Source organism: Mailhella massiliensis (assembly GCF_900155525.1).
GTDB classification, from domain to species: domain Bacteria; phylum Desulfobacterota; class Desulfovibrionia; order Desulfovibrionales; family Desulfovibrionaceae; genus Mailhella; species Mailhella massiliensis.
Map to the genome: position 1 here is coordinate 452,957 of NZ_LT706952.1, position 19,749 is coordinate 472,705.

At 61.5% G+C, this 19,749-nt stretch carries 16 protein-coding genes, 1 tRNA gene and 1 pseudogene; 12 read left to right on the forward strand and 6 right to left on the reverse strand.

The window, feature by feature from the left end:
* Positions 1–188 precede the first annotated feature (188 nt).
* The 6 genes and pseudogenes from CZ345_RS17100 to CZ345_RS12200 all read right to left on the reverse strand — a co-directional run bounded on the left by CZ345_RS17100 (position 189) and on the right by CZ345_RS12200 (position 5,398).
* Entirely contained in the window at positions 189–725 is a 537-nt protein-coding gene (locus CZ345_RS17100) for a hypothetical protein (protein ID WP_162274962.1), read from the reverse strand.
* Between the two features lie 100 nt (positions 726–825).
* Positions 826–1,247: pseudogene (gene tnpA / locus CZ345_RS12180) on the reverse strand (IS200/IS605 family transposase); the annotation flags it as partial.
* A gap of 194 nt (positions 1,248–1,441) precedes the next feature.
* Positions 1,442–2,554 (reverse strand): rod shape-determining protein RodA, encoded by a 1,113-nt coding sequence (rodA, locus tag CZ345_RS12185; protein WP_077074091.1) that lies wholly within the window; start codon positions 2,552–2,554, stop codon positions 1,442–1,444.
* 211 nt (positions 2,555–2,765) lie between these two features.
* Positions 2,766–3,569: a pyrroline-5-carboxylate reductase gene (gene proC / locus CZ345_RS12190; RefSeq protein ID WP_077073397.1), complete on the reverse strand. Its 804-nt coding sequence runs from the start codon at positions 3,567–3,569 to the stop codon at positions 2,766–2,768.
* 3 nt (positions 3,570–3,572) lie between these two features.
* The gene (ndk, locus tag CZ345_RS12195; RefSeq protein WP_077073398.1) at positions 3,573–3,992 is read right to left on the reverse strand and encodes a nucleoside-diphosphate kinase; all 420 of its coding nucleotides are present in this window, start codon (positions 3,990–3,992) and stop codon (positions 3,573–3,575) included.
* Positions 3,993–4,114: 122 nt separating this feature from the next.
* The gene (locus tag CZ345_RS12200) at positions 4,115–5,398 is read right to left on the reverse strand and encodes a S41 family peptidase (protein WP_077074092.1); all 1,284 of its coding nucleotides are present in this window, start codon (positions 5,396–5,398) and stop codon (positions 4,115–4,117) included.
* 363 nt (positions 5,399–5,761) lie between these two features.
* On the opposite strand from CZ345_RS12200, the gene CZ345_RS12205 reads away from it, so the two are divergent.
* From CZ345_RS12205 to CZ345_RS12260, 12 genes are all read left to right on the forward strand, one after another.
* Positions 5,762–6,592, forward strand: coding sequence for a hypothetical protein (locus CZ345_RS12205; protein ID WP_077073399.1), 831 nt, complete (start codon positions 5,762–5,764; stop codon positions 6,590–6,592).
* Positions 6,589–8,631, forward strand: a complete 2,043-nt coding sequence (fusA, locus tag CZ345_RS12210; protein WP_077073400.1) for an elongation factor G — start codon at positions 6,589–6,591, stop codon at positions 8,629–8,631. The genes CZ345_RS12205 and fusA overlap by 4 nt, the downstream gene beginning before the upstream one ends.
* A 182-nt stretch (positions 8,632–8,813) precedes the next feature.
* Complete coding sequence (gene rsmA / locus CZ345_RS12215; RefSeq protein WP_077073401.1) at positions 8,814–9,611, forward strand: 16S rRNA (adenine(1518)-N(6)/adenine(1519)-N(6))-dimethyltransferase RsmA; 798 nt, start codon at positions 8,814–8,816, stop codon at positions 9,609–9,611.
* Positions 9,612–9,729: 118 nt separating this feature from the next.
* Positions 9,730–10,002, forward strand: a complete 273-nt coding sequence (locus CZ345_RS12220; protein WP_077073402.1) for an HU family DNA-binding protein — start codon at positions 9,730–9,732, stop codon at positions 10,000–10,002.
* 58 nt (positions 10,003–10,060) lie between these two features.
* Complete coding sequence (locus CZ345_RS12225) at positions 10,061–10,243, forward strand: hypothetical protein (RefSeq protein WP_077073403.1); 183 nt, start codon at positions 10,061–10,063, stop codon at positions 10,241–10,243.
* A 407-nt stretch (positions 10,244–10,650) separates the two neighbouring features.
* A complete protein-coding gene (gene rpsU, locus CZ345_RS12230; protein ID WP_077074093.1) occupies positions 10,651–10,854 on the forward strand; it encodes a 30S ribosomal protein S21 in 204 nt (67 codons plus the stop codon).
* 169 nt (positions 10,855–11,023) lie between these two features.
* Entirely contained in the window at positions 11,024–11,476 is a 453-nt protein-coding gene (locus CZ345_RS12235; RefSeq protein ID WP_077073404.1) for a GatB/YqeY domain-containing protein, read from the forward strand.
* A gap of 3 nt (positions 11,477–11,479) precedes the next feature.
* Entirely contained in the window at positions 11,480–13,813 is a 2,334-nt protein-coding gene (locus CZ345_RS12240) for an endonuclease MutS2 (RefSeq protein WP_077073405.1), read from the forward strand.
* A 16-nt stretch (positions 13,814–13,829) separates the two neighbouring features.
* Complete coding sequence (dnaG, locus tag CZ345_RS12245) at positions 13,830–15,542, forward strand: DNA primase (RefSeq protein ID WP_077073406.1); 1,713 nt, start codon at positions 13,830–13,832, stop codon at positions 15,540–15,542.
* Positions 15,532–17,337 carry an RNA polymerase sigma factor RpoD gene (gene rpoD, locus CZ345_RS12250; protein ID WP_077073407.1) on the forward strand — a complete coding sequence of 602 codons (1,806 nt, stop codon included), beginning with the start codon at positions 15,532–15,534 and terminating at the stop codon, positions 17,335–17,337. The genes dnaG and rpoD overlap by 11 nt, the downstream gene beginning before the upstream one ends.
* Before the next feature lie 334 nt (positions 17,338–17,671).
* Positions 17,672–19,546, forward strand: coding sequence for a tRNA uridine-5-carboxymethylaminomethyl(34) synthesis enzyme MnmG (gene mnmG / locus CZ345_RS12255; protein WP_077074094.1), 1,875 nt, complete (start codon positions 17,672–17,674; stop codon positions 19,544–19,546).
* Positions 19,547–19,664: 118 nt separating this feature from the next.
* A tRNA-Val gene (locus CZ345_RS12260) sits at positions 19,665–19,740 on the forward strand.
* Positions 19,741–19,749 lie beyond the last annotated feature (9 nt).

The following is a 19,749-nucleotide window of genomic DNA, read 5'->3' on the forward strand; positions in this document are numbered from 1 at the left end:
CTGTAAAAAGGGGCCACTTGCCGATGTACATTCTAAGCCCCCAAAGTTCTGCGCTCCTGAATTATTGGGAGTAGAATCATGTTTTTAGGTACTCCGTTTTTCATTCTTTGTCAAAGCCGGAAGACTTTTTCTCCAACAAATAAAGCGGTTCCGGGGCCACTTTGCACAAAAAATGACAACGGTGCCCACTATGGCATATCATACTGGAAAGGCTCTTTCTTTTGTTTCCGGCCGCGCGTTCGGGCGCCCAAAAAACGCCGGAAAGCGGCTTTTCCTTTCTCTTTTCCCCGCCGCTCCTTCCGGGAAAAAATAAATAAAAATCTGCTCGGACTTTTTTTCACACTCAAAAAAACGTCTTTTCCGCGCTCTGCTTCTTCGAAAACGCCCTGTTCCGTGCCGCCCCGTGCAATGCAGACCGGCGCGTAAAGAGGAGCGTGAGGCGCTCGTAGTTTTGAAATACAAAGAATCTGCAGCGTTGCATCTCCCCTTTTTCGGGCAGATCGCCGCCCGTTTTCCGCATTCTTCCCTGCTGCTCTCCGGGCCGAGCCCTGCTCCGCCGCGTCTGTGCATGCAAAAATTCCCCTTTTAATTAAAGGGCGCTGCGCCTGCCTTTGGCCTTTTTGTGCAGCAAGTCTGCCGGAGATGCCGGAAAAAACCGACATTCCGCAGGAGAAGACTGCCCGCATTACGTTCGGAAAGCTCTCTGCCCTGCTCGGGCCCTGCATGCCAAAGGGCACATTCCCTCGCCGATCCCTCGCGGCAGAGGCGCATGTACGGTCTGACATCTGCATTTCTGTTGCCGGAGGCCCGTAAACGGGCATACGGGATGTTCAACTGCCCGCCGAGCCTGTCCTCATTCAGTTGACTCCTGATATACCCGGCTATCTTTGCCCTATTCCTACCCACCGTGTCGACATAGTTATCACGGCACCCCAATTCCCGATTGTGATGTTTGAACTTCAGTTCCCGGAACTCTCATATATCATCCGGCAGCCCTTCCCCTTCAAATATCCGGCAAACGCCGATACACTCATCTTGGGCGGTATCTCTAGCAACATATGGATATGGTCGGGACAACATTCTGCTTCTACCATGCTCACGCCCTTCCACTCACATAATTTCCGCAATATTTCTCCTATGGCCCTTTTCTTCTCTCCATAGAAAACCTGTCGGCGATATTTTGGTGCAAAGACTATGTGATATTTGCAGTTCCATTGCGTATGCGCTAACTTCTTTGTGTCACCCATTGTGACCTCCTTTTGATTTGCTTGTGGGCGCAGTTGCCAGACCGCACCTCCTTCTCAGCAAATCAAAAGGAGTGTTTATAACATACGCATAACGATACGTTTTCGGCCCCCCCAGCCTGGCTGTTTTTCTTTTAACCAAAAAAAACGGCCTCTCCCGCAGGAAAGGCCGCCGAAGTATTCCGCGCAAAGAGCGTTCAGCTCTTGAACACGAATCTGCGCATGGAAATGCTGAGCACTATGCCCACGAGCGCGCAGTTGACCACAAGGGCCGTGCCGCCGTAGCTGATGAAGGGCAGCGGCATGCCCACCACGGGCATGAGCCCCACCACCATGCCTATGTTCACGATGATCTGCCAGAAGAAATAGAAGAATATGCCTGCCGCCAGCGTGGAACCGAAGCGGTCCTTGGCATCGCGCACGGTGCTGTACATGGCCATGAGGAAAAGGCAGAACAGCGTGACGAGGGCCATGCAGCCCGCAAAGCCCCATTCCTCGCCGAGCACGGCGATGGCGAAGTCGGTATGCTTTTCCGGCAGAAAGCGCAGCTGGCTCTGCGTGCCCGCCAGAAAGCCCTTGCCGAACATTTCCCCCGAGCCTATGGCGATCTGCGACTGTATGATGTGGTAGCCTGCGCCGCGCGGGTCGCGCGTGGGATCAAGGAAGGTGAGGATGCGCTCCTGCTGGTAATCGTGCAGCACGAACCAGCCGAGGGGCATGACCAGAGGAATGACCAGCAGGCACACGCGCAGAACGCGCCACTTCACCCCGTGAAAGAGCACCATGCCGCCGAGCAGCACGAGCACGGTAAGCCCGGAACCGAGGTCCGGCTGCTTGGCGATGAAGAGAAAGGGCACAAGGCCTATGGAAAGCACCTGGGCGAGCCTTTTCCAGCCCAGAGATTCCCCGTCGCGGCAGAGAGCCTTCGCGCCCATCATGAGCACGGCGAACTTGGCCAGCTCGCTGGGCTGGAGATTCATGACGCCGAGGTCGATCCAGCGCTTGGCGCCGTACACCGTTTTGCCCACGATGGGTACGAGCAGCAGCAGAAAAAGCACGACGACGTAGCACGGCACGGCCAGCCTCTCGATACGCCGGTAGTCGATGAGCATGCACGTCACCATGACGAAAAGGCCGATGAGCCCCCACACGAGCTGACGCTGGTAGAAGGGAGAAAGCACGAAGCCCCCCTCGATGCGGGAGCCGCTTGCGGAATAAAGGTTCACCATGCCCACGGCAAAAAGCAGCATGGTGAGAAAAACGAGGCCCCAGTTGATCTGGAAGAACATTCTTCTGTCGGGCATCTGCATGGGGTACCTCCGAAAACTTCCCGGAACGGGAATACCTTCCGGCAGGAAGGAAGTGTTGAAAGCCTGCCTGTTTTGCCGCGGCATCCTTGCTGGAGGGGAGTGCCGGGCAGCTTTCCGGCGCTGCCGGAGAAAGAATTTCCGGCCCCGGAGCGGAAAACGCGCACGGCGAAAGAACGCCGTGCGCGCAAAGACAGTCTGAAAGAAGACCGTGCTAGTCTGAAGCGGCCATTTCCCTGTCGCGCTTCAAAGCTTCCAGCACGGCGTCGGTCACATGGCCGGGCACGGCGCAGCGTTCCATGTGGTTCACGCCGCGTATGGTGGTGCCGGAAGGAGAGCATACGCGGACGCGAAGATCCGCAAAACTTTCCCCGCTTTCCAGCGCGAGGCGTGCCGTACCTTCCACCATGGCCGCGATGAGCTCGCGGGACACGGGAGCCTTCAGGCCCATGGTGATGCCCGCATTGAGCAGCCCTTCCATGAAGAGCAGCACGAAGGCCGGGCCGCAGCCCACCAGAGAGGAAAAGGCCGGGAACTGCGCCTCGGGCAGGGCAAGCGCCATGCCCATGAGCTGAAAGAGCGCAAGCAGCTCTTTTCTGCGCGGATCATCCAGCGCTTCATCGTCGAAGCACAGGGCGAACACGCCTCTGCCCACGATGACGGGCAGGTTGGGCATACAGCGCACCACGGGGCAGCGGCCTTCCACGCCCTTCTTCAGCCTTGCCTGAGAAAAGGCGGCCGCAAGGGAAACCACCACCTTGGAGGAATCGAGCGCGGGGCGTATCTCTTCCAGCATGGCTTCCATCTGATAGGGCTTGACGGCAAGAATGATCACGTCGCAGCGGCGCGCAAGCTCAAGCGGGCTTTCCATCCAGGCGACGCGGCCTTCCGGGCCTATGGATTCCACCTTGGCGCGGGTGTGGTCGTGCCCGAAAAGCTCGAACTGCTCATGCGCGACCAGGCCTTTCAGCACGCCGCCGCCCATGTTGCCGCAGCCTATGCAACCGATGCTTTTCATGGTTCAGCCCACGATTTCCGTCCGGCTGAAGAAGAAGGCGACTTCCCGGGCGGCGGTTTCGGGAGCGTCGGAGCCGTGCACGGCGTTGGCCTGCACGCTCTGGGCATAGAGCCTGCGGATGGTGCCTTCCGCAGCGTTCGCGGGATTGGTGGCCCCCATGAGCGCACGGTAGGAGGCGATGGCGTCCTCCCCTTCCAGCACGGAGCAGACCACGGGGCCGGAAATCATGTATTCCACGAGCTCGCCGTAGAAGGGGCGCTCCTTATGCACCTCATAGAAGGCTTCCGCCTGGGCGCGGGTGAGGCGGATCATCTTCATGGCAATGATACGCAGGCCGCTTTTCTGAATCATGGCGAGAATTTCGCCCTGAAGGTTGCGGGCCACGGCGTCGGGCTTGATGATGGAAAGGGTTTGCTGAATCATGGGATTCCTCCGTCCTGCGTTGCGGGGCGCCAAAAAGCTCCCTCTGGTTATGAAATATCTGCCCGGCGCGGGGGAAGCGCGTTGCGGCCCCTGCCGGAGGGCGGAGCCGCCTTTACCGGAAATCAGTTCTGCAGGGCCTTCACCACGGGCAGGGTTCTGACGAACTGCAGGGCGAGCCGGAGCTGATTGTCGCGGTCGAGCATGGCGCCCACGTCTTCCGCATCGCCCACCTTTTCTTCCTGCTTTTCTTCCTTTTCTCCGTCCTTCTGCTCAAGATGGCCGCGCAGATCCTTTTCGCGCAGGGAGAAGGAAGGACCGGTGTCCTCGCGCGGAGCTTCCCATGCCACTTCAAAGTCGGGAGAAATGCCTTCGGCCTGTATGGACTTGCCGGAAGGCGTATAGTAGCGGGCCACGGTAAGTTTGAGCCCCGTGCCGTCCGCCAGGGGAATGAGGTTCTGCACCGACCCCTTGCCGAAGGTACGTTCGCCCAGAATGAGCGCCCGCTTCTGGTCGCGCAGCGCGCCGGCCACGATTTCCGAAGCCGAAGCGGAACCGGAATTGACCAGCACCACCATGGGGCAGGTCACGTCCTCCGCCTGAGGATGCGCCTTGAAGGTGCGTTCGGAAGATGCGTCGCGCCCGCGCATGGACACGATGACGCCGTCTTTAAGGAAGAGGTCGGCCACTTCCACGCTCTGATCCAGAAGACCGCCGGGGTTGTTGCGCAGATCGAGCACAATGCCCTTCATCTCGCCCTTCTTCCTGGCTGCGGAGAGCGCGTCGCCAAGTTCCTGCGCGGTATGTCCGCTGAAACGCGTGAGGCGTATCCACCAGTAGCCCGGCTCAAGCTCGCGCGACTTCACGCTGATGAGGGGAATGGCGTCGCGCCTGATCTTCATGGTCACGGGACGGGAGGCATTCTTGTGCAGTACCTGAAGTTCCACCGTGGTGCCGCGCTTGCCGCGCATTTTGGAAACCACTTCGGTCAGCGACATTTCCATGGTGTACTGGCCGTCCACCGCGATGATGGAGTCGCCCGCGCGCAGACCGGCCTTGTAGCCGGGGGTGTCCTCGATGGGGCTCACCACCATGACCTGACCGTTTTCCATGGTTATTTCCACACCGACGCCGAAGAATTCGCCGCTGGTGTTTTCCTGCATTTCCTGAAATTCCTTTTCCGTCATCAACGTGGAGTGCGGATCAAGGTTCTGGAGCATCCCCTTGAGCGCGCCTTCCAGAAGTTCCTTCTGGGAAACGTCGTTGACGTAGTACTGCTCCACCATGTCCAGTATCTGACTGAAGCGGCGCAGGGACTCGTAGTCGTTTTCCGCGCTGACGGCCTTCATCACGCCCCCGCCGGCCAAAAAAGTGACAAGGGCGAGCGCCGCCGTGGTCAGGACACGAATTTTTTGCATGTGAGCCTCCGATTGGCATGGAACATCCGACACAAGATAGAGCCGTTCCGGCCAAAACGCAACGTATTTCCTTGCATCCGCCGCCCCAGCCGCAGGGGGAAAAGCCCCTTGCCGCCGTCGGAAATTTCCCCTCTCCGGGGAGGGCCCGGAGGAAAAGCCCGCGCCTTTCTCCGACCGGAGGGAAAGATCCGCCGCCGGGGGGCAGGTATCCGTCTCTTCCCGCCGGAAAACGCCGCGCCTTCCTTAAAAAGAGCTCTCCGCCCGCTCCTTCTGCGGGAAGCCATGTACGGTATGCAACATTTCATTTGACGCGCGGGCGGGAGAAACGTACCCAAGAAGGAAAGGGAGAACTGCATGAGTCCCATTTTCGATATTCCCGCCTGGCTGGAAGCCTTCCGCCCGGACGATGATCTTTACGCACAGGCCTATGAAAATACCCCCGCCCCCCTGCGGGCGCTTCTGAAAACCTCCATGGCCTTCGCCTTCCACCGCCGGGGCATGAAGGACGGCGACGGCGCATACCGCGTCGACTGCCCGCGCGCAGGCTTTTCCCGCCGGGAAGACGTGCGCCCCGCCGCATGGACGCTTGCCGTGACGGGGCCGGGCTTCGCCTCGCCCGCACGCTTTCTTGCCGCCGCGGTCCCCGCGATCATGGCGGGCGTGCCGCGCATCCTCACCGTTTCTTCCGCGCCCTTCGCCCCTGCCGTGATCACGGCGCTGGAACTGGCCGGACTTGAGGATTCCTTCGTGCTGGATGCCGAGGGTCTCGCCTCCCTGTACGAGGATCTGCGCGCCGTTTCCCCCGACGGAAGAATCCTGTTCTTCCCCGGGCCGGAAGGACCGGATGAGGCCATGAAGGACCTCATGCACAAGGCCGCCGCAGACGGCACGGCCGCGTACCGCGACAAGGCGGCGCCGAGAATCCTTTCCTTATATAAAAAAGGAGACACGCCTTCCGCCGCAGAAACGGAAAAACGCCTCCGCTGGCTGCACCCCGACGCCGACATTCTCGATGCGCCCGCCCCGGGCATACGCGCCGTATTCGCGCCTGAGCCCTTCGACGTTTCCCCTGCCGCCCCGCTGACGGCGGGGCCGGGCATGGAGGCCTGCTGGCCCGGCCCCGAACCCGAATTTTTCCGCACCGTCACCCTTTGCGCCCGTCTGGTCCAGGAGAACCTGTCATGAGTCAGGACACTATGAAACAACTTCGCAACATCGGCATCATCGCCCATATCGACGCGGGCAAGACCACGCTCAGCGAACGCATTCTCTTCTACACGCGGAAAATACACCGCATGGGCGAAGTACACGACGGCACGGCCACCATGGACTTCATGCCTGAAGAACAGGAACGCGGCATCACCATCGCGGCCGCGGCCTCCACCTGCCGCTGGAAGGACTGGACGCTCAACCTCATCGACACCCCCGGGCATGTGGACTTCACCATCGAGGTGGAACGCTCCCTGCGCGTGCTCGACGGCGCGGTGGGCGTGTTCTGCGCCGTGGGCGGCGTGGAACCTCAGTCGGAAACGGTATGGCGGCAGTCGGAATCCTTCGGCGTGCCCAAGATCGCCTTTGTGAACAAGATGGACAGAGTGGGCGCGAATTTCTCCGCCGTGGTGGACGCCCTGCACGAAAGGCTGGGAGCCACTCCCGCGGCCGTGACCGTTCCGCTGGGCGAAGGGCCGGAATTTCATGCCGTGGCCGACGTCATTGCGCTGAAAAAGCTCGTCTTCGATGAAGACAGCCAGGGCAGGACCATGGAAGAGCTGCCCCTGGAGGGAGAGGAAAGGGACTTCGCCCTGCTCTGGCGGGAAAAGACGCTGGAAACGCTGGGGGAGAACGACGATGCCTTCATGGAGCTCTACCTTGAGGAAAACTTCTCGGAAGAAGACATACACGCGGCCCTGAAGCGCGCGACGCTTGCGCGCAGAGTAACCCCGGTTCTCGCCGGTTCCGCGCTGAAGAATGCGGGCGTGCAGCCCCTGCTCGACGCCGTGGGCCGCTACCTGCCCTCCCCGCTGGACGTCCCCGCTCCGCACGGCACTTCCGTGGACGGCACGGAGGAAAAGGTACTCGACATAGGCCCGAAGGCCCCCTTCTGCGCCCTGGTGTTCAAGGTACTCATGGAAGGCGGACGCAAGACCTCCCTCGTGAGGCTCTATTCCGGCACGCTCAAAGAAGGCGACGTGGTGCGCAACACCGCGCAGAACAAGGAGGAACGCGTTTCCCGCATGTTCCGCATGGACGCGGACCAGCAGGAGCAGATTGCCGAAGCCTCTTCCGGCGACATCGTGGCCGTGCTCGGCCTGCGCGCCGCCCGCACGGGCGACACCATCGCCGCGCCGGGACTCGACATGCTGCTGGAGAACCTCGAAAGCGTGCGTCCGGTGATCTCCATGGCTCTTGAGCCGCGCAATGCGGACGAAGGCAAGACGCTGGACGAGGCTCTGGCCCGCTACAGCGCGGAAGACCCCACCCTCGGCGTGACGCAGGACGAGGATTCCGGCGACCGCATCATTTCCGGCATGGGCGAGCTGCACCTTGATGTCGTTCTCGAACGTATGCGCCGCGAATACGGCATCAGCCCGCGCGCCGGGCAGCCGCAGGTGGTGGCCCGCGAAACGGTGCGCGTTTCCGGCGAAGGGCACGGCATGTTCGACCGCGAACTCGGCACGGTGCATCACTTCGGCGAAGTGGTGCTCACCATGGCCCCGGCCGGGCGCGACGCAGGCAACAGGGTGGAACTTGCGCCCGCGCTGGCCCATCCCGCCGACGCGAAGGAGGCCCTGCCCAAAGCCCTGGTGGACGAAGTGCTGCAGGGCATTTCCGACAGCCTGCTTTCCGGCCCGCAGACGGGCTACCCCGTGCAGGACGTGAATATTACCGTCACGGCCATACGCAAGGACGGGGCAACCGCCGCAGGCTGCCGCATGGCCGCTTCCATGGCCGTGCGCGACGCCATGGAAAAGGCCCGCGCCACGGTGCTCGAACCCATCATGAACGTGGAAATCATCGCCCCGGAAGAGGCCCTCGGCGCATCCATAAGCCTGTTCCAGAACTGCGGCGGCAAGATAGAGGAACTTGGCGAGAGAGGCGGTATGCGCTACCTTTCGGGCATGGCCCCCATGCGCCGCCTGTTCGGCTTCTCCACGGCGCTGCGTTCCGCCACGCAGGGCAGAGCCGGTTTCACCATGCGCTTCAAGCATTACGATTCCATGTAGCGAAAAAAGGGAAGCCCGGGGCGGAAAGCGCCTCCGGCCGCATCTTCTGCGCTCAGACCGGAAGAACAGGAGAGGGCAGGCCCGGGGAAGAAAAACGCCCGCCCTCATGCGCGCCGCTTTCCCGGAGCGACCTTGACCGGACTGCCGCAAACAAGAGACCTCGACTTAAAAAAGAAACAGCTATGAGCGATATCAACCTTTTCACCGCCGCCCGGGCAAAAAAGAGCCTGGGGCAGCACTTTCTGCGCGACGAACGCGTGGTGCAGCGCATCGTGGACCTTCTGCGCGTGGAGGAAGGCGACAACGTCATGGAAATCGGCCCCGGCCCCGGCGCGCTGACGGCGCTTCTGCGCCCCCTGCCCTGGCGGAGGCTTCTTCTTCTGGAAAAGGACGATCACTACGCCGCCGAACACGCCGCCCGGCCCCTGCCGGGGCTGGAAGTGGTGGCGGGCGACGCCCTCGCCTACCCGTGGGAAAGTCTGGAAGGACCGTGGAAAATTGCGGGCAACCTTCCCTACAACGTGGCTTCCCCCCTCATGTGGGACATCGTAAGCCGCGTGCCCGACATGGCCCGGGCCGTGTTCATGATACAGAAGGAAGTGGGCGACAGGCTGCTTGCCCGGCCCGGAAGCAGGGATTACGGCGCGCTCAGCGTATGGGTGCAGAGCTTTGCCGTGACAAGAAAGGGCTTCGTCATCGGCCCTGCGGCCTTTTCCCCTCCCCCAAAGGTGGATTCCGCCGTGGTGGTGTTCGACCCCCTGCCCCCGGAAAAAAGGCCCGCCCACCCGGAAGAACTCTCGCGACTCATCAAGATATGCTTCCAGCAGAGAAGAAAGCAGTTGCAGGGCATACTGCGCCGCGCCCTGCCGGACAGGTTCTCCATGGAAGCGCTGGAAAAGCTCGGCATCGACCCGGCCCGGAGGCCGGAAAGCCTTGCCGTGGAGCAGTTCCAGCAGCTTGCGGAAGCACTTTTTCATTAAAAAAAATCACGGGAGAGCGCCCCGCCTCTCTTGACGATGGGCGGGAAATGTGTACCAAAGAGAAAACCGCGCCCCCCTCTTCCCTTTCACCTCTGCCACAGGCAGAAAGGAGCAGTTTATGACCAAGGCCGAACTTATCGCCAAAATCGCCGAACAGGCCGCCATCAGCAAAAGCAGCGCCGAGCAGTCTCTGAACGCTCTGCTCGAAGCCATTCAGGAAGCCCTCGCCGCCGACGGCAAGCTTTCCCTGCCGGGCTTCGGTTCCCTGGTGGTGGAAGAACGCAAGGAACGCAAGGGCCACAACCCCCGCACGGGCGAAGCCATCACCATTCCCGCCGGCAAGGTCGTGAAATTCAGGGCTGGCATTAATCTGAAAAAGCAGATACAGTAGTCGAACGGCCATGCCCCGGCCCTCGGGAGTCAGGCCGCCAGCCGTTCAAGGAGTCTTCATGCTTATTCATGGTGAAAATGGACATGGCCCCTTCCCCTGGGATCTGCCCCTGTGGCAGCCCGACTACGCCATCTTCTTCGGCGTGCTCTATTCGGTGCTTCTCATCCTCGGCATCGGGCTGACGCTGGTGTTCGCCCGCGCCATCAGGGACGCGAAGAACGGCGGGCACAAGGAACACTGAGAAAACGCGCGACAACGCGCCTGTGCAAAAGTCCGCGCGCCCGCAGAAGCCTGTTCTCTTCGGAACTCACTTCCTGCGGGAGCGCCGTTCGGGCACGTTTCAGGCCGTGCAAGCCTTCGGGCGGGGCGGCCTGAACAGCGCTTGAAGGCGCCGTACATGGTTCCCGGCGGCCGCGTCCGCAACATTTTTCCTTTTTTTTGCAGGTTTCCCCGGAGTACGGCACCCCGGGGGCTTGCTTTTTGTTGCAATCTGTTTTAGTTTTTCTCTCTCCCTGCCCCGAGAGCCGGTGTCGTTTTCGCGCTCACGGCGTGAGCAGGGTCCACATTTTCCGTTTTTCCCTTCGGTTCACTCCCTGAGAACTGGCGGATCGGACGGAACAAGAGATTCGCTGAAAGGGGGTGATTTCTGTGCCCGGAGTTTTTCTCAACGAAGACGATTACAATTTCGACATCGCTCTGCGTCGCTTCAAGAAGCAGGTGGAAAAGGCCGGCGTTCTTTCTGAAATGAAGAAGCGCCAGCACTACGAAAAGCCCAGCGTCATGCGCAAGAAGAAGAAGGCCGCTGCCCGTAAGCGCCTCATGAAGAAGATGCGCAAGGTCAACATGGGGTAATCTTCGACGACAACGGTTCGCATGGGTTCTGAACCGTATGCAGACCGGTTTCAGGAGCCGGAAATTGGACCTTTCATCAGGCTGATTTCCGGCTCTTTTGCCATTTCAGGGAGGAAGCCCTCCCCCAGAAAAGGACGCCGCTTCCCCGGCGGCGGATGAAGAAGACGCTATGAGTATCGCTGAACAGATAGACAAGGATTACATCCAGGCCTACAAGGCCAAGGATCAGGTGAAGCTCGGCACGCTGCGCCTTTTGAAGACGGCGGCCAAGAACCGCCAGGTGGAGCTCATGCGCCCCCTGGAAGATGACGACTACATGAACGTGCTTCTGCGCGAGGTCAAGCAGCGGCAGGACTCCATCGAGCAGTACAATGCCGCCGGACGCGCCGACCTTGCCGAAAAGGAAGCCGCGGAAGTCGCCGTGCTTCAGGCCTACCTGCCCGCCCAGCTTTCGGAAGAGGAACTTGCCGAAGTGGTGGAAAAAACGGTGGCCCCCCTGCTTGACGGCGGCATGAAGAACATGGGCCGCGCCATCAGCGCCATCATGGCGGAATACAAAGGCCGTGTGGACGGCAAGGCCGTGAGCGCCGCGGTGAAGGCGCGCCTGCAGCAGGCCGGCTGATCTATGGACGGAAGAACACTTCACGCTCTGGAATTTCCCCGCGTGCTTGAACGGCTTTCCGACTTCTGCCTTTCCGAGGCGGGAAAGGAAGCCGCTCTTGCCTTGCGCCCCATGGACAACGAGGAAAAGGTGCGCGAAAGTCAGCACCTTTATGATGAAACGCGCTCCTGGCTGGCCGAGGGCGAGTTTTCTCCCGTTGCCTTCCCCGATATTTCCGGCCTGCTCGCCCATGTGCGTTCCCATGCCGAGGCTCTCTTCGACATGGACGGCCTGTGGGCGCTGAAGGAAACCCTCACCCTCGCCCGCCGCGCGGCCCAGAGCATCCATGCCGGGGCCGAACGCCGTCCGCTTCTGGACGTTCTCGCCTGCGGCTTCCCCCTGCCCGAACTCACCCTTTCCGCACTCACGCGCTGCGTGGGGGACGACGGCTACCTTAAGGATGAAAGCTCTCCCGGGCTTCTTCTGGTGCGGAGCGAGCTGCGGGGCATTCATCAGAACTGCCTGCGCCGTGTGAAGGAATTCGCGGAAAAATACAATATCGGCCGCTACCTGCAGGACGATTACATGACGCTCTCCTCCGACCGCTACGTTCTGCCTCTCAAGGCGAACTTCAAGGGCCGGGTGCAGGGCATCATCCACGATTATTCCAACACGGGCGAAACGCTGTATTTCGAACCCATGTTCCTGGTGGAGCAGAACAACCGCCTGCAGCAGCTCAAGCAGGAGGAACGCGAGGAAGAGCGCAAGGTGCTGCGCATGATCGCCGACCTCATCACGCAGGAAATGCCCATGGTGGAATCCGCGTGGAATCTGCTCGTGCAGGTGGACCTGTGCCAGGCCAAGTGCGCTCTCGGCGCCGCGCTTTCCGGCACCTGCGTGCCGCTGGAGGAAGGAGCGCTGCTGCGTCTTTCCGGCGCGCGTCATCCGCTTCTCGTGCTGGAAGCCGCCCGCCATGCCGCCGACAGAAACTACACCGGCCCGCGCCGCATCGAACCTGCCGACCTCATTCTCCGTGAAGGCGACCGCGTGCTCGTCATCAGCGGCGGCAACGCCGGCGGCAAGACGGTGGCGCTGAAGACGCTCGGGCTCATCACGCTCATGACGCTCGCCGGGCTGCCCGTTCCCGTGGAGGGAGGTTCCACCCTGCCCTTCTGGAAAAACGTGTACGCCTTCATCGGCGACGAACAGAGCCTGGACGACCATGTTTCCACCTTCACCGGGCAGATCCGGCACCTTTCCTCCATCTGGGAGCATCTGGACGGGCGCGCGCTGGTGCTGCTCGACGAATTCGGTTCCGGCACCGACCCTTCGCAGGGCGCGGCTCTGGCCCAGGCCGTGCTGGACGGCATTCTGGAAAAGGGCGCCTACACGGTGACGGCCACGCACTTTCCCGCGCTCAAGAGCTACGCGCTCACCCACGACGGCGTGCGCGCGGCCTCGGTCATCTTCGATCCTTCCACCAAGAAGCCGCTCTTCCACCTCGCCTACGATCAGGTGGGCGCAAGCCAGGCGCTGGATGTGGCGCGCGAACACGGCCTGCCGGAGTCGGTGCTCCGCCGTGCGGAACATTACCTGCTCATGGACGGCGACGACGCAAGCGCGGTAATGGAACGACTCAACGAACTCGCCCGGCAGAGGGAGGAAGAGCTCTCCCGCCTGAAGGACGAGGAACGCCGCCTGCGCGACAGACGCGAATCTCTGCAGCAGAAGCTGGAGAAGGAGCGCCAGAGACTCGACGAGGAAGTGCGCCGCATGTCGCAGGAGCTCATGCGCGACTACAAGAGCGGCAAGGCCACGGCCAAACAGGCGCAGAAGGAAATGTCCCGCCTGCGCGCGGATCTCGCCCGTTCCGCCAGAGATATGGAGGAGGAAAAGCCTGCGGCCGATCCTTCCCTTTTCCGCGTGGGCGGCGAGGTGCTGCACCGCATGTGGAACAAGAAGGCCGTACTGCGCGAAGTCGACGAAAAGAACGGCAAGGGCAAGATAGACCTGAACGGCGTGACCATGTGGGCCCCGCTTTCCGATCTTCAGCCCGTTTCAGGAGCGGCCGCGGGGCCGAAGGCTTCCGTGACGACGAAAGTTTCCCGCCCTGTTTCGTTCCTGCGCCTTGACTTGAGGGGCAAGCGTGCTGATTTAGCTTTGGCGGAACTTGAGCAGTTCCTCGACCGTTCCCTGCTTTCCGGCGTGGAAGGCGTGGAAATCGTTCACGGCCGGGGCACGGGCGCGCTGCGCAAGGCCGTGCACGAACTTCTGCGGACCTTCCCCGGCGTGGAATCCTACCACACCGCCCCGGAAGATCAGGGCGGCGACGGCATGACGCAGGTACTGTTCCGTTAGGATGCTGGCATAGAACATGAAAAACAGCGATGTGATACAGGCGATAAAATCGCGCGTGAGCCTTGCCGACATGGCGAGGCGTTATGTGGAGCTGCGTTCCGTAGGCTCCCGTCTCGTCGCGCCCTGCCCGTTCCATCAGGAAACCAAGCCCTCCTTCTCCATCAACGAGGAACAGGGCACGTTCTACTGCTTCGGCTGCCAGGCCTCCGGCGACATCTTCGACTTCTACGGCCGTCTGAACGGTCTGGACTTCAAGGAAACTCTGGCCGCCCTTGCCGAAGAGGCGGGCGTCAGGCTCGAATCCTACCGCCCGAATCCCGGCGCAAGGCAGGAGCGTTCCCAGAAGCGCGACATGCTGAAGATGCACGAGCTTGCCGCCGCGCACTTTCACAGCAACCTTTCTTCCGCCGGTGCGGCCGTATGCCGCGACTATGTGGCGGAAAGAGGCATTTCGCCGGAGCTTCAGGAAAAATTCGGGCTGGGCTGGAGCACGGATTCCTGGCAGGATCTTACCGACACGCTGCGCCGCGCGGGCTTTTCCCCGGAGGCGGCCGTGGAATGCGGGCTGCTTTCCAGAAGTCAGGGCGGGCGCACCTTCGACCGCTTCCGCAGCCGGCTCATGTTCCCCATACGCAGCCTTTCCGGTCAGGCCATCGCCTTCGGCGGGCGCATCATCCCCTCGCTCGCCAGAGAGGACGACGCCAAATACATCAACAGCAGCGATTCGCCCATCTATAAGAAAGGGGAGCACCTCTTCGGCCTGTTTCAGGCACGGCCCTCCATTGCGGTGAAGAAGAACATCATCCTCACCGAAGGGTACATGGACGTCATCACCCTGCATCAGTACGGCTACACGCAGGCCGTGGGCGTGCTCGGCACGGCGCTCACGCCGGAACAGATCAAGAGGCTCTCGGGCTTCAGCTCGCATCTTGAACTCATGTTCGACGGCGACGGCGCAGGCCGCAAGGCCGCCTTCCGTTCCTGCGAGATGCTGCTTTCGCGCGGGCTTTCCTGCAGGGTCATCCTCTTCCCCGGCGACAACGACATCGACAGTATGCTCCGTTCCTACGGGGCCGAAGCCGTGGAAGAGCTGCGCGCCCACGCGCAGGACGGGCTTTCCTTCTGCCTGTCGGTACTGCGGAGCATGGCCCCCCGCGAGGCCGTGGAATGGGTGAGACGCTTTCTTTCCCAGGTGGAAATGCCCGAGCTTTTCCACCGCTTCGCCCAGGAACTCGCCACAGGGCTCGGCCTTTCGGAGGCGGAGCTGCGCGGGGGCGTGCTGGAAAAGAAAAAGGCCGCCTCGTTTCAGATGCAGAAGTCCGCGACGCCGCACGCCATTTCCCGCGACAGGGAAATCATGACCTTTGCGGTGCGCTACCCGCACCGCCTGCCCGACCTTCAGGCCGCCGGGGCCGACCTTGCGCTGGAGGCTCCCTGGGCGCTCAGGCTCTGGGAAAAGCTGGCCCGTTACGGTTCCGAACAGGCCTTCGACGAACTCGACCCGAAGGAAAAGAATTTCTGGATCCGATGCCGGGGCGAAGAAGCCCCGCCGCTCGACAATGAGGAAGGCGAGCTTATCGCCATTCAGCGGATGCTGAATAATTTGCAGAAGACATCGCATATGGCTTCCGTCGTGGCGGCCCTTCGCCAGGGCACGGCCAGCCGGGAAGCACAACGGGAATACATGCGCGCGCTTCTTGAAGCGCGAGGGAGGCGTAGTGACCAATAATCTTAAAGAAATCCAGCAGGTCAAGGCTCTTATCGCCAAGGGCAAATCTGCCGGCTACCTCACCTTCGAGGAAGTCAGCAAATCTGTCCCCGCGGAGATGAGCACGCCCGAGAATTTCGAAGAAATCATAGCGATGTTCGATCAGATGGACATCGCCATCGTGGATACGGAAAAGGAAGGCAAGTCCATCGTCGTCAACCATGCCGACGCGGAAAACGATCCCGTGGACATCGTGTTCGATGAAACGGACGACGGTTCCCTGGAATTTCCCCTCGACCTCAGCTCCGACGATTCCGGCGACTTCGCGGCCCGGAACACCGACCCCGTGCGCATGTACCTGCGCGAAATGGGCGCGGTGCCGCTGCTCGACCGCGACGGCGAGGTCGTCATCGCCAAGAAGATAGAAACCGGCGAACAGGACGTGCTCTACGCCCTGGTGGAAGTGCCCGTGGCCGTGGAGGAACTCATCAACGTGGGCGAAGACCTCAAGCAGAACCGCATCAAGCTCAAGGATGTGGTCAAGACCATTGAGGAAGACGACCCCACCGAAGATGAAATGAACCAGCGCCAGCGCGTCATTCTGCTCCTCGACGAGATCAAGGCCATCTACAAGAAAAAGCACAAGATCTATCAGAAGCTCGACGCCTGCTGCACCCTGGAACGCCGCGTGACCGCCACGCAGAAGGAAATCCTCCAGTACAAGGAGGAAGTGGTGGACCGTCTGCGCGAAATCAAGCTGGAAAAGACGCTCATCGACCGCATCGTGGAAACCGTGGAGGACTACGTCCGTCAGATGAAGAACTACCAGCGCGAACTCGACGCCTATGTGGCCACCACGGGCAAGACGCAGGAAGAACTTCAGGCCCTGTTCGAGGCTCTGGACAACCGCACCCGCTCCATGCAGGACGTGGCCGCGGAACTGGACATGAGCGTGGACAAGATGTTTTCCTACAAGGAACTCATCGTGGGCAAGATCGAAAGCCTCCAGCGTCTGCGCGAAAAGTGCTGCCACGATGTGGACGACCTTGAGGAAGTGCTCTGGCGCATCCGCCGCGGCATGGTGGCTTCCATGCGCGCCAAGCAGGAACTCATCCGTTCCAATCTGCGCCTTGTGGTCTCCATCGCCAAGAAGTACACCAACAGGGGCCTGCAGTTCCTCGACCTCATTCAGGAAGGCAACATCGGCCTCATGAAGGCTGTGGACAAGTTCGAGTACCAGCGCGGCTACAAGTTCTCCACCTACGCCACCTGGTGGATCAGGCAGGCCATTACCCGCGCCATCGCCGATCAGGCCCGCACCATCCGCATCCCCGTGCACATGATAGAGACCATCAACAAGCTCATCCGCACCTCGCGCTATCTGGTGCAGGAGCTCGGCCGCGACCCCACCCCCGAGGAGATCGCCGACCGCATGGACTACCCTGTGGACAAGGTGAAGAAGGTGCTCAAAATCGCCAAGGAACCCATTTCCCTGGAAACGCCCATCGGCGACGAGGAAGATTCGAGCCTCGGCGATTTCATCGAGGACAAGAAGGCCGTGGCCCCCGCCGAAGAGGTGGTGAACACCAAGCTTTCCGAACAGATCGCCTCCGTGCTGGCCGACCTCACCCCCCGCGAGGAACAGGTGCTGCGCAAGCGCTTCGGCATCGGCGAAAAGTCCGACCACACCCTCGAGGAAGTGGGCAAGCTCTTCAACGTCACCCGTGAACGTATCCGTCAGATCGAAGCCAAGGCGCTGCGCAAGCTCCGCCATCCGGTGAGAAGCCAGACCCTGCGTTCCTTCTACGAAAACTGAGCATCGCGGGCATATCCGCGTTCCATGAGGCCGCCGCCCCCGGATTTTCCGGTCGCGCGGCCTCATGGCGTACCGAAGGGCGGAAACGTGCGGAGCGCAGGGGGAGCCGCGCTCCCTCACTCCGGCCGGAATGCCGCCTCTTTTCGGTGCGGAGCATCCCGGCAACATCCCCCTTCCCCGGGGCAGAAAGGCCTTTTTCCCCACGGCACGCCGGAGATGTTCCGCCTTCCGCGCCTTCAGGGACGGTACGGAAGAACCCCGCTTTTCCGCCCTGCCGCCGGGGCGGCCTCCTCAACCTTTCTTTGTTCCAGCCTTCAACCAAGTCCGTAAGCCAATGACACATTATTCCTGCATCGTCGTCGGGGCCGGTCATGCCGGCTGTGAAGCAGCCATGGCCCTCGCCCGTCTGGGCCATGACGTTCTGGTCATCACCAGCAATGTGGACCGCATAGGTCACCTTTCCTGCAATCCCGCCATCGGCGGGCTGGCCAAGGGGCACCTGGTGCGCGAAATCGACGCCCTCGGCGGCTGCATGGGCAAATGGGCCGATGAGGCGGGCATACAGTTCCGCATTCTGAATGCAAGCAAGGGTCCGGCCGTGCGCGCCCGACGCGCGCAGATCGACCGCGAAACCTACCTTGCGGCGGCAAAACGCGACCTTTTCGCTCAGGAAGGGCTCACCATCTGGCAGGACATGGTAACGGAAATCGTGGCGGAAAACGGTACCGTGCGCGGCGTGCGTACGCAGCTCGGCAAGGAATTTTCCGCCGACCACGTTCTTCTCACCACGGGCACCTTCCTTCAGGGCCTGGTGCATGTGGGCCTCGTACACTACAGCGCGGGAAGATTCGGCGATTCTGCGGCCATGCAGCTTTCCGATTCCCTGCGTGCGCTGGGGCTCACCCTGGGCCGCCTGAAAACCGGCACCACGCCGCGCCTTCTGGCAAGTTCCATCAACTTCGACGTGCTGGAAGCCCAGTACGGCGATACTCCGCCCCAGGGCTTCAGTTTCAGCGGCCCCGGCCCCGTGCTGCCGCAGGTGCCCTGCTACATCAGCTGGACCAACGAACGCACCCACGACATCATCCGTTCCGGCATGGACCGCTCGCCCCTGTTCACCGGCGTCATCACCGGCGTGGGCGCACGTTACTGCCCCTCCGTGGAAGACAAGGTGGCGCGCTTCCCCGAACGCGACCGCCATCACGTCTTCATCGAGCCGGAAGGGCTCGACAGGCAGGAATACTATGCCAACGGCATTTCCACCAGCCTGCCCCTGGATATTCAGGAAAAGATGGTGAATTCCATACGCGGGCTGGAAGAGGCGAAAATCGTGCGACCCGGCTACGCCATCGAATACGACTATGTGAACCCCGTGCAGCTCCGCCCCACCTTTGAAACCCGCAAGGTGGACGGCCTGTGGCTGGCCGGGCAGATCAACGGTACCTCCGGTTACGAGGAAGCCGCCGCCCAGGGCCTCTGGGCCGCGCTCAACATCGACGCCAAAATCACGGGCAAGGCCCCCTTCCTGCCCGCCCGCAGCGAAGCCTACATGGCCGTGCTGGCCGACGAGCTGGTCACCAAGGGCACCAACGAACCCTTCCGCATGTTCACTTCCCGCGCGGAATACCGCCTGCTCCTGCGCGAAGACAACGCCGATGAACGCCTCACCCCCCGCGGCCGCGACATCGGCCTCGTGGGCGACCATCAGTGGCAGGTGTTCCGCGAAAGGCAGGAGGCGCTGCACGGTCTTCTCGGCCGGCTTTCCTCCGTGCGCCTCACGCCCGACTCCGCCACGCAGGCCGCCTTTGCCGGGCTCGGCGAACCCTGCCCCAGCCAGGCCGTCACGCTGGCCGATCTCGGCCGCCGTCCGCAGCTTCCCCTGCGCCGCCTTTCCGTCTTCCTGCCGGAACTGGCCGACGCGCCCGAGGGCATAGTGCAGGAGGCGGAAACCATACTCCGCTACTCCGGTTATCTGGAACTTCAGGATGAACTGGTGCGCCGCGCCGCAAGGCAGGAGTCCGTACGTCTGCCTGCCGACATGGACTACACCGGCATTGCGGGGCTTTCCCGCGAAATACAGGAAAAGCTGAACGCCATACGCCCCCTCACGCTGGGGCAGGCAGGGCGCATTTCCGGCGTCACCCCGGCGGCGCTGGCCTGCGTGGAAATAGAACTGAAAAAACGCGGTCTGTATCAGGAAAAATCCTGATTTCCGGTAAAACGAACAAAATAAACAGGTTACATACACCTTTCAAAAAAAAATCGCGCAAATCCCGTTTTTTCTGTTGACAGAAGGGGGCATTTTCCCTAAACACATACCTGCGCATGGGCAGTTAGCTCAGTTGGTAGAGCATCGCCTTCACACGGCGGGGGTCACAGGTTCAAGTCCTGTACTGCCCACCATGCGAAAAG

Excerpts from the sequence above, each read along its gene's own strand:
- CZ345_RS17100 (WP_162274962.1), bottom strand. The coding sequence starts at position 725 with ATGCAGGGCCCGAGCAGGGCAGAGAGCTTTCCGAACGTAATGCGGGCA.
- rodA (WP_077074091.1), bottom strand. The coding sequence starts at position 2,554 with ATGCAGATGCCCGACAGAAGAATGTTCTTCCAGATCAACTGGGGCCTC.
- proC (WP_077073397.1), bottom strand. The coding sequence starts at position 3,569 with ATGAAAAGCATCGGTTGCATAGGCTGCGGCAACATGGGCGGCGGCGTG.
- ndk (WP_077073398.1), bottom strand. The coding sequence starts at position 3,992 with ATGATTCAGCAAACCCTTTCCATCATCAAGCCCGACGCCGTGGCCCGC.
- CZ345_RS12205 (WP_077073399.1), top strand. The coding sequence starts at position 5,762 with ATGAGTCCCATTTTCGATATTCCCGCCTGGCTGGAAGCCTTCCGCCCG.
- fusA (WP_077073400.1), top strand. The coding sequence starts at position 6,589 with ATGAGTCAGGACACTATGAAACAACTTCGCAACATCGGCATCATCGCC.
- rsmA (WP_077073401.1), top strand. The coding sequence starts at position 8,814 with ATGAGCGATATCAACCTTTTCACCGCCGCCCGGGCAAAAAAGAGCCTG.
- CZ345_RS12220 (WP_077073402.1), top strand. The coding sequence starts at position 9,730 with ATGACCAAGGCCGAACTTATCGCCAAAATCGCCGAACAGGCCGCCATC.
- CZ345_RS12225 (WP_077073403.1), top strand. The coding sequence starts at position 10,061 with ATGCTTATTCATGGTGAAAATGGACATGGCCCCTTCCCCTGGGATCTG.
- CZ345_RS12235 (WP_077073404.1), top strand. The coding sequence starts at position 11,024 with ATGAGTATCGCTGAACAGATAGACAAGGATTACATCCAGGCCTACAAG.
- CZ345_RS12240 (WP_077073405.1), top strand. The coding sequence starts at position 11,480 with ATGGACGGAAGAACACTTCACGCTCTGGAATTTCCCCGCGTGCTTGAA.
- dnaG (WP_077073406.1), top strand. The coding sequence starts at position 13,830 with ATGAAAAACAGCGATGTGATACAGGCGATAAAATCGCGCGTGAGCCTT.
- mnmG (WP_077074094.1), top strand. The coding sequence starts at position 17,672 with ATGACACATTATTCCTGCATCGTCGTCGGGGCCGGTCATGCCGGCTGT.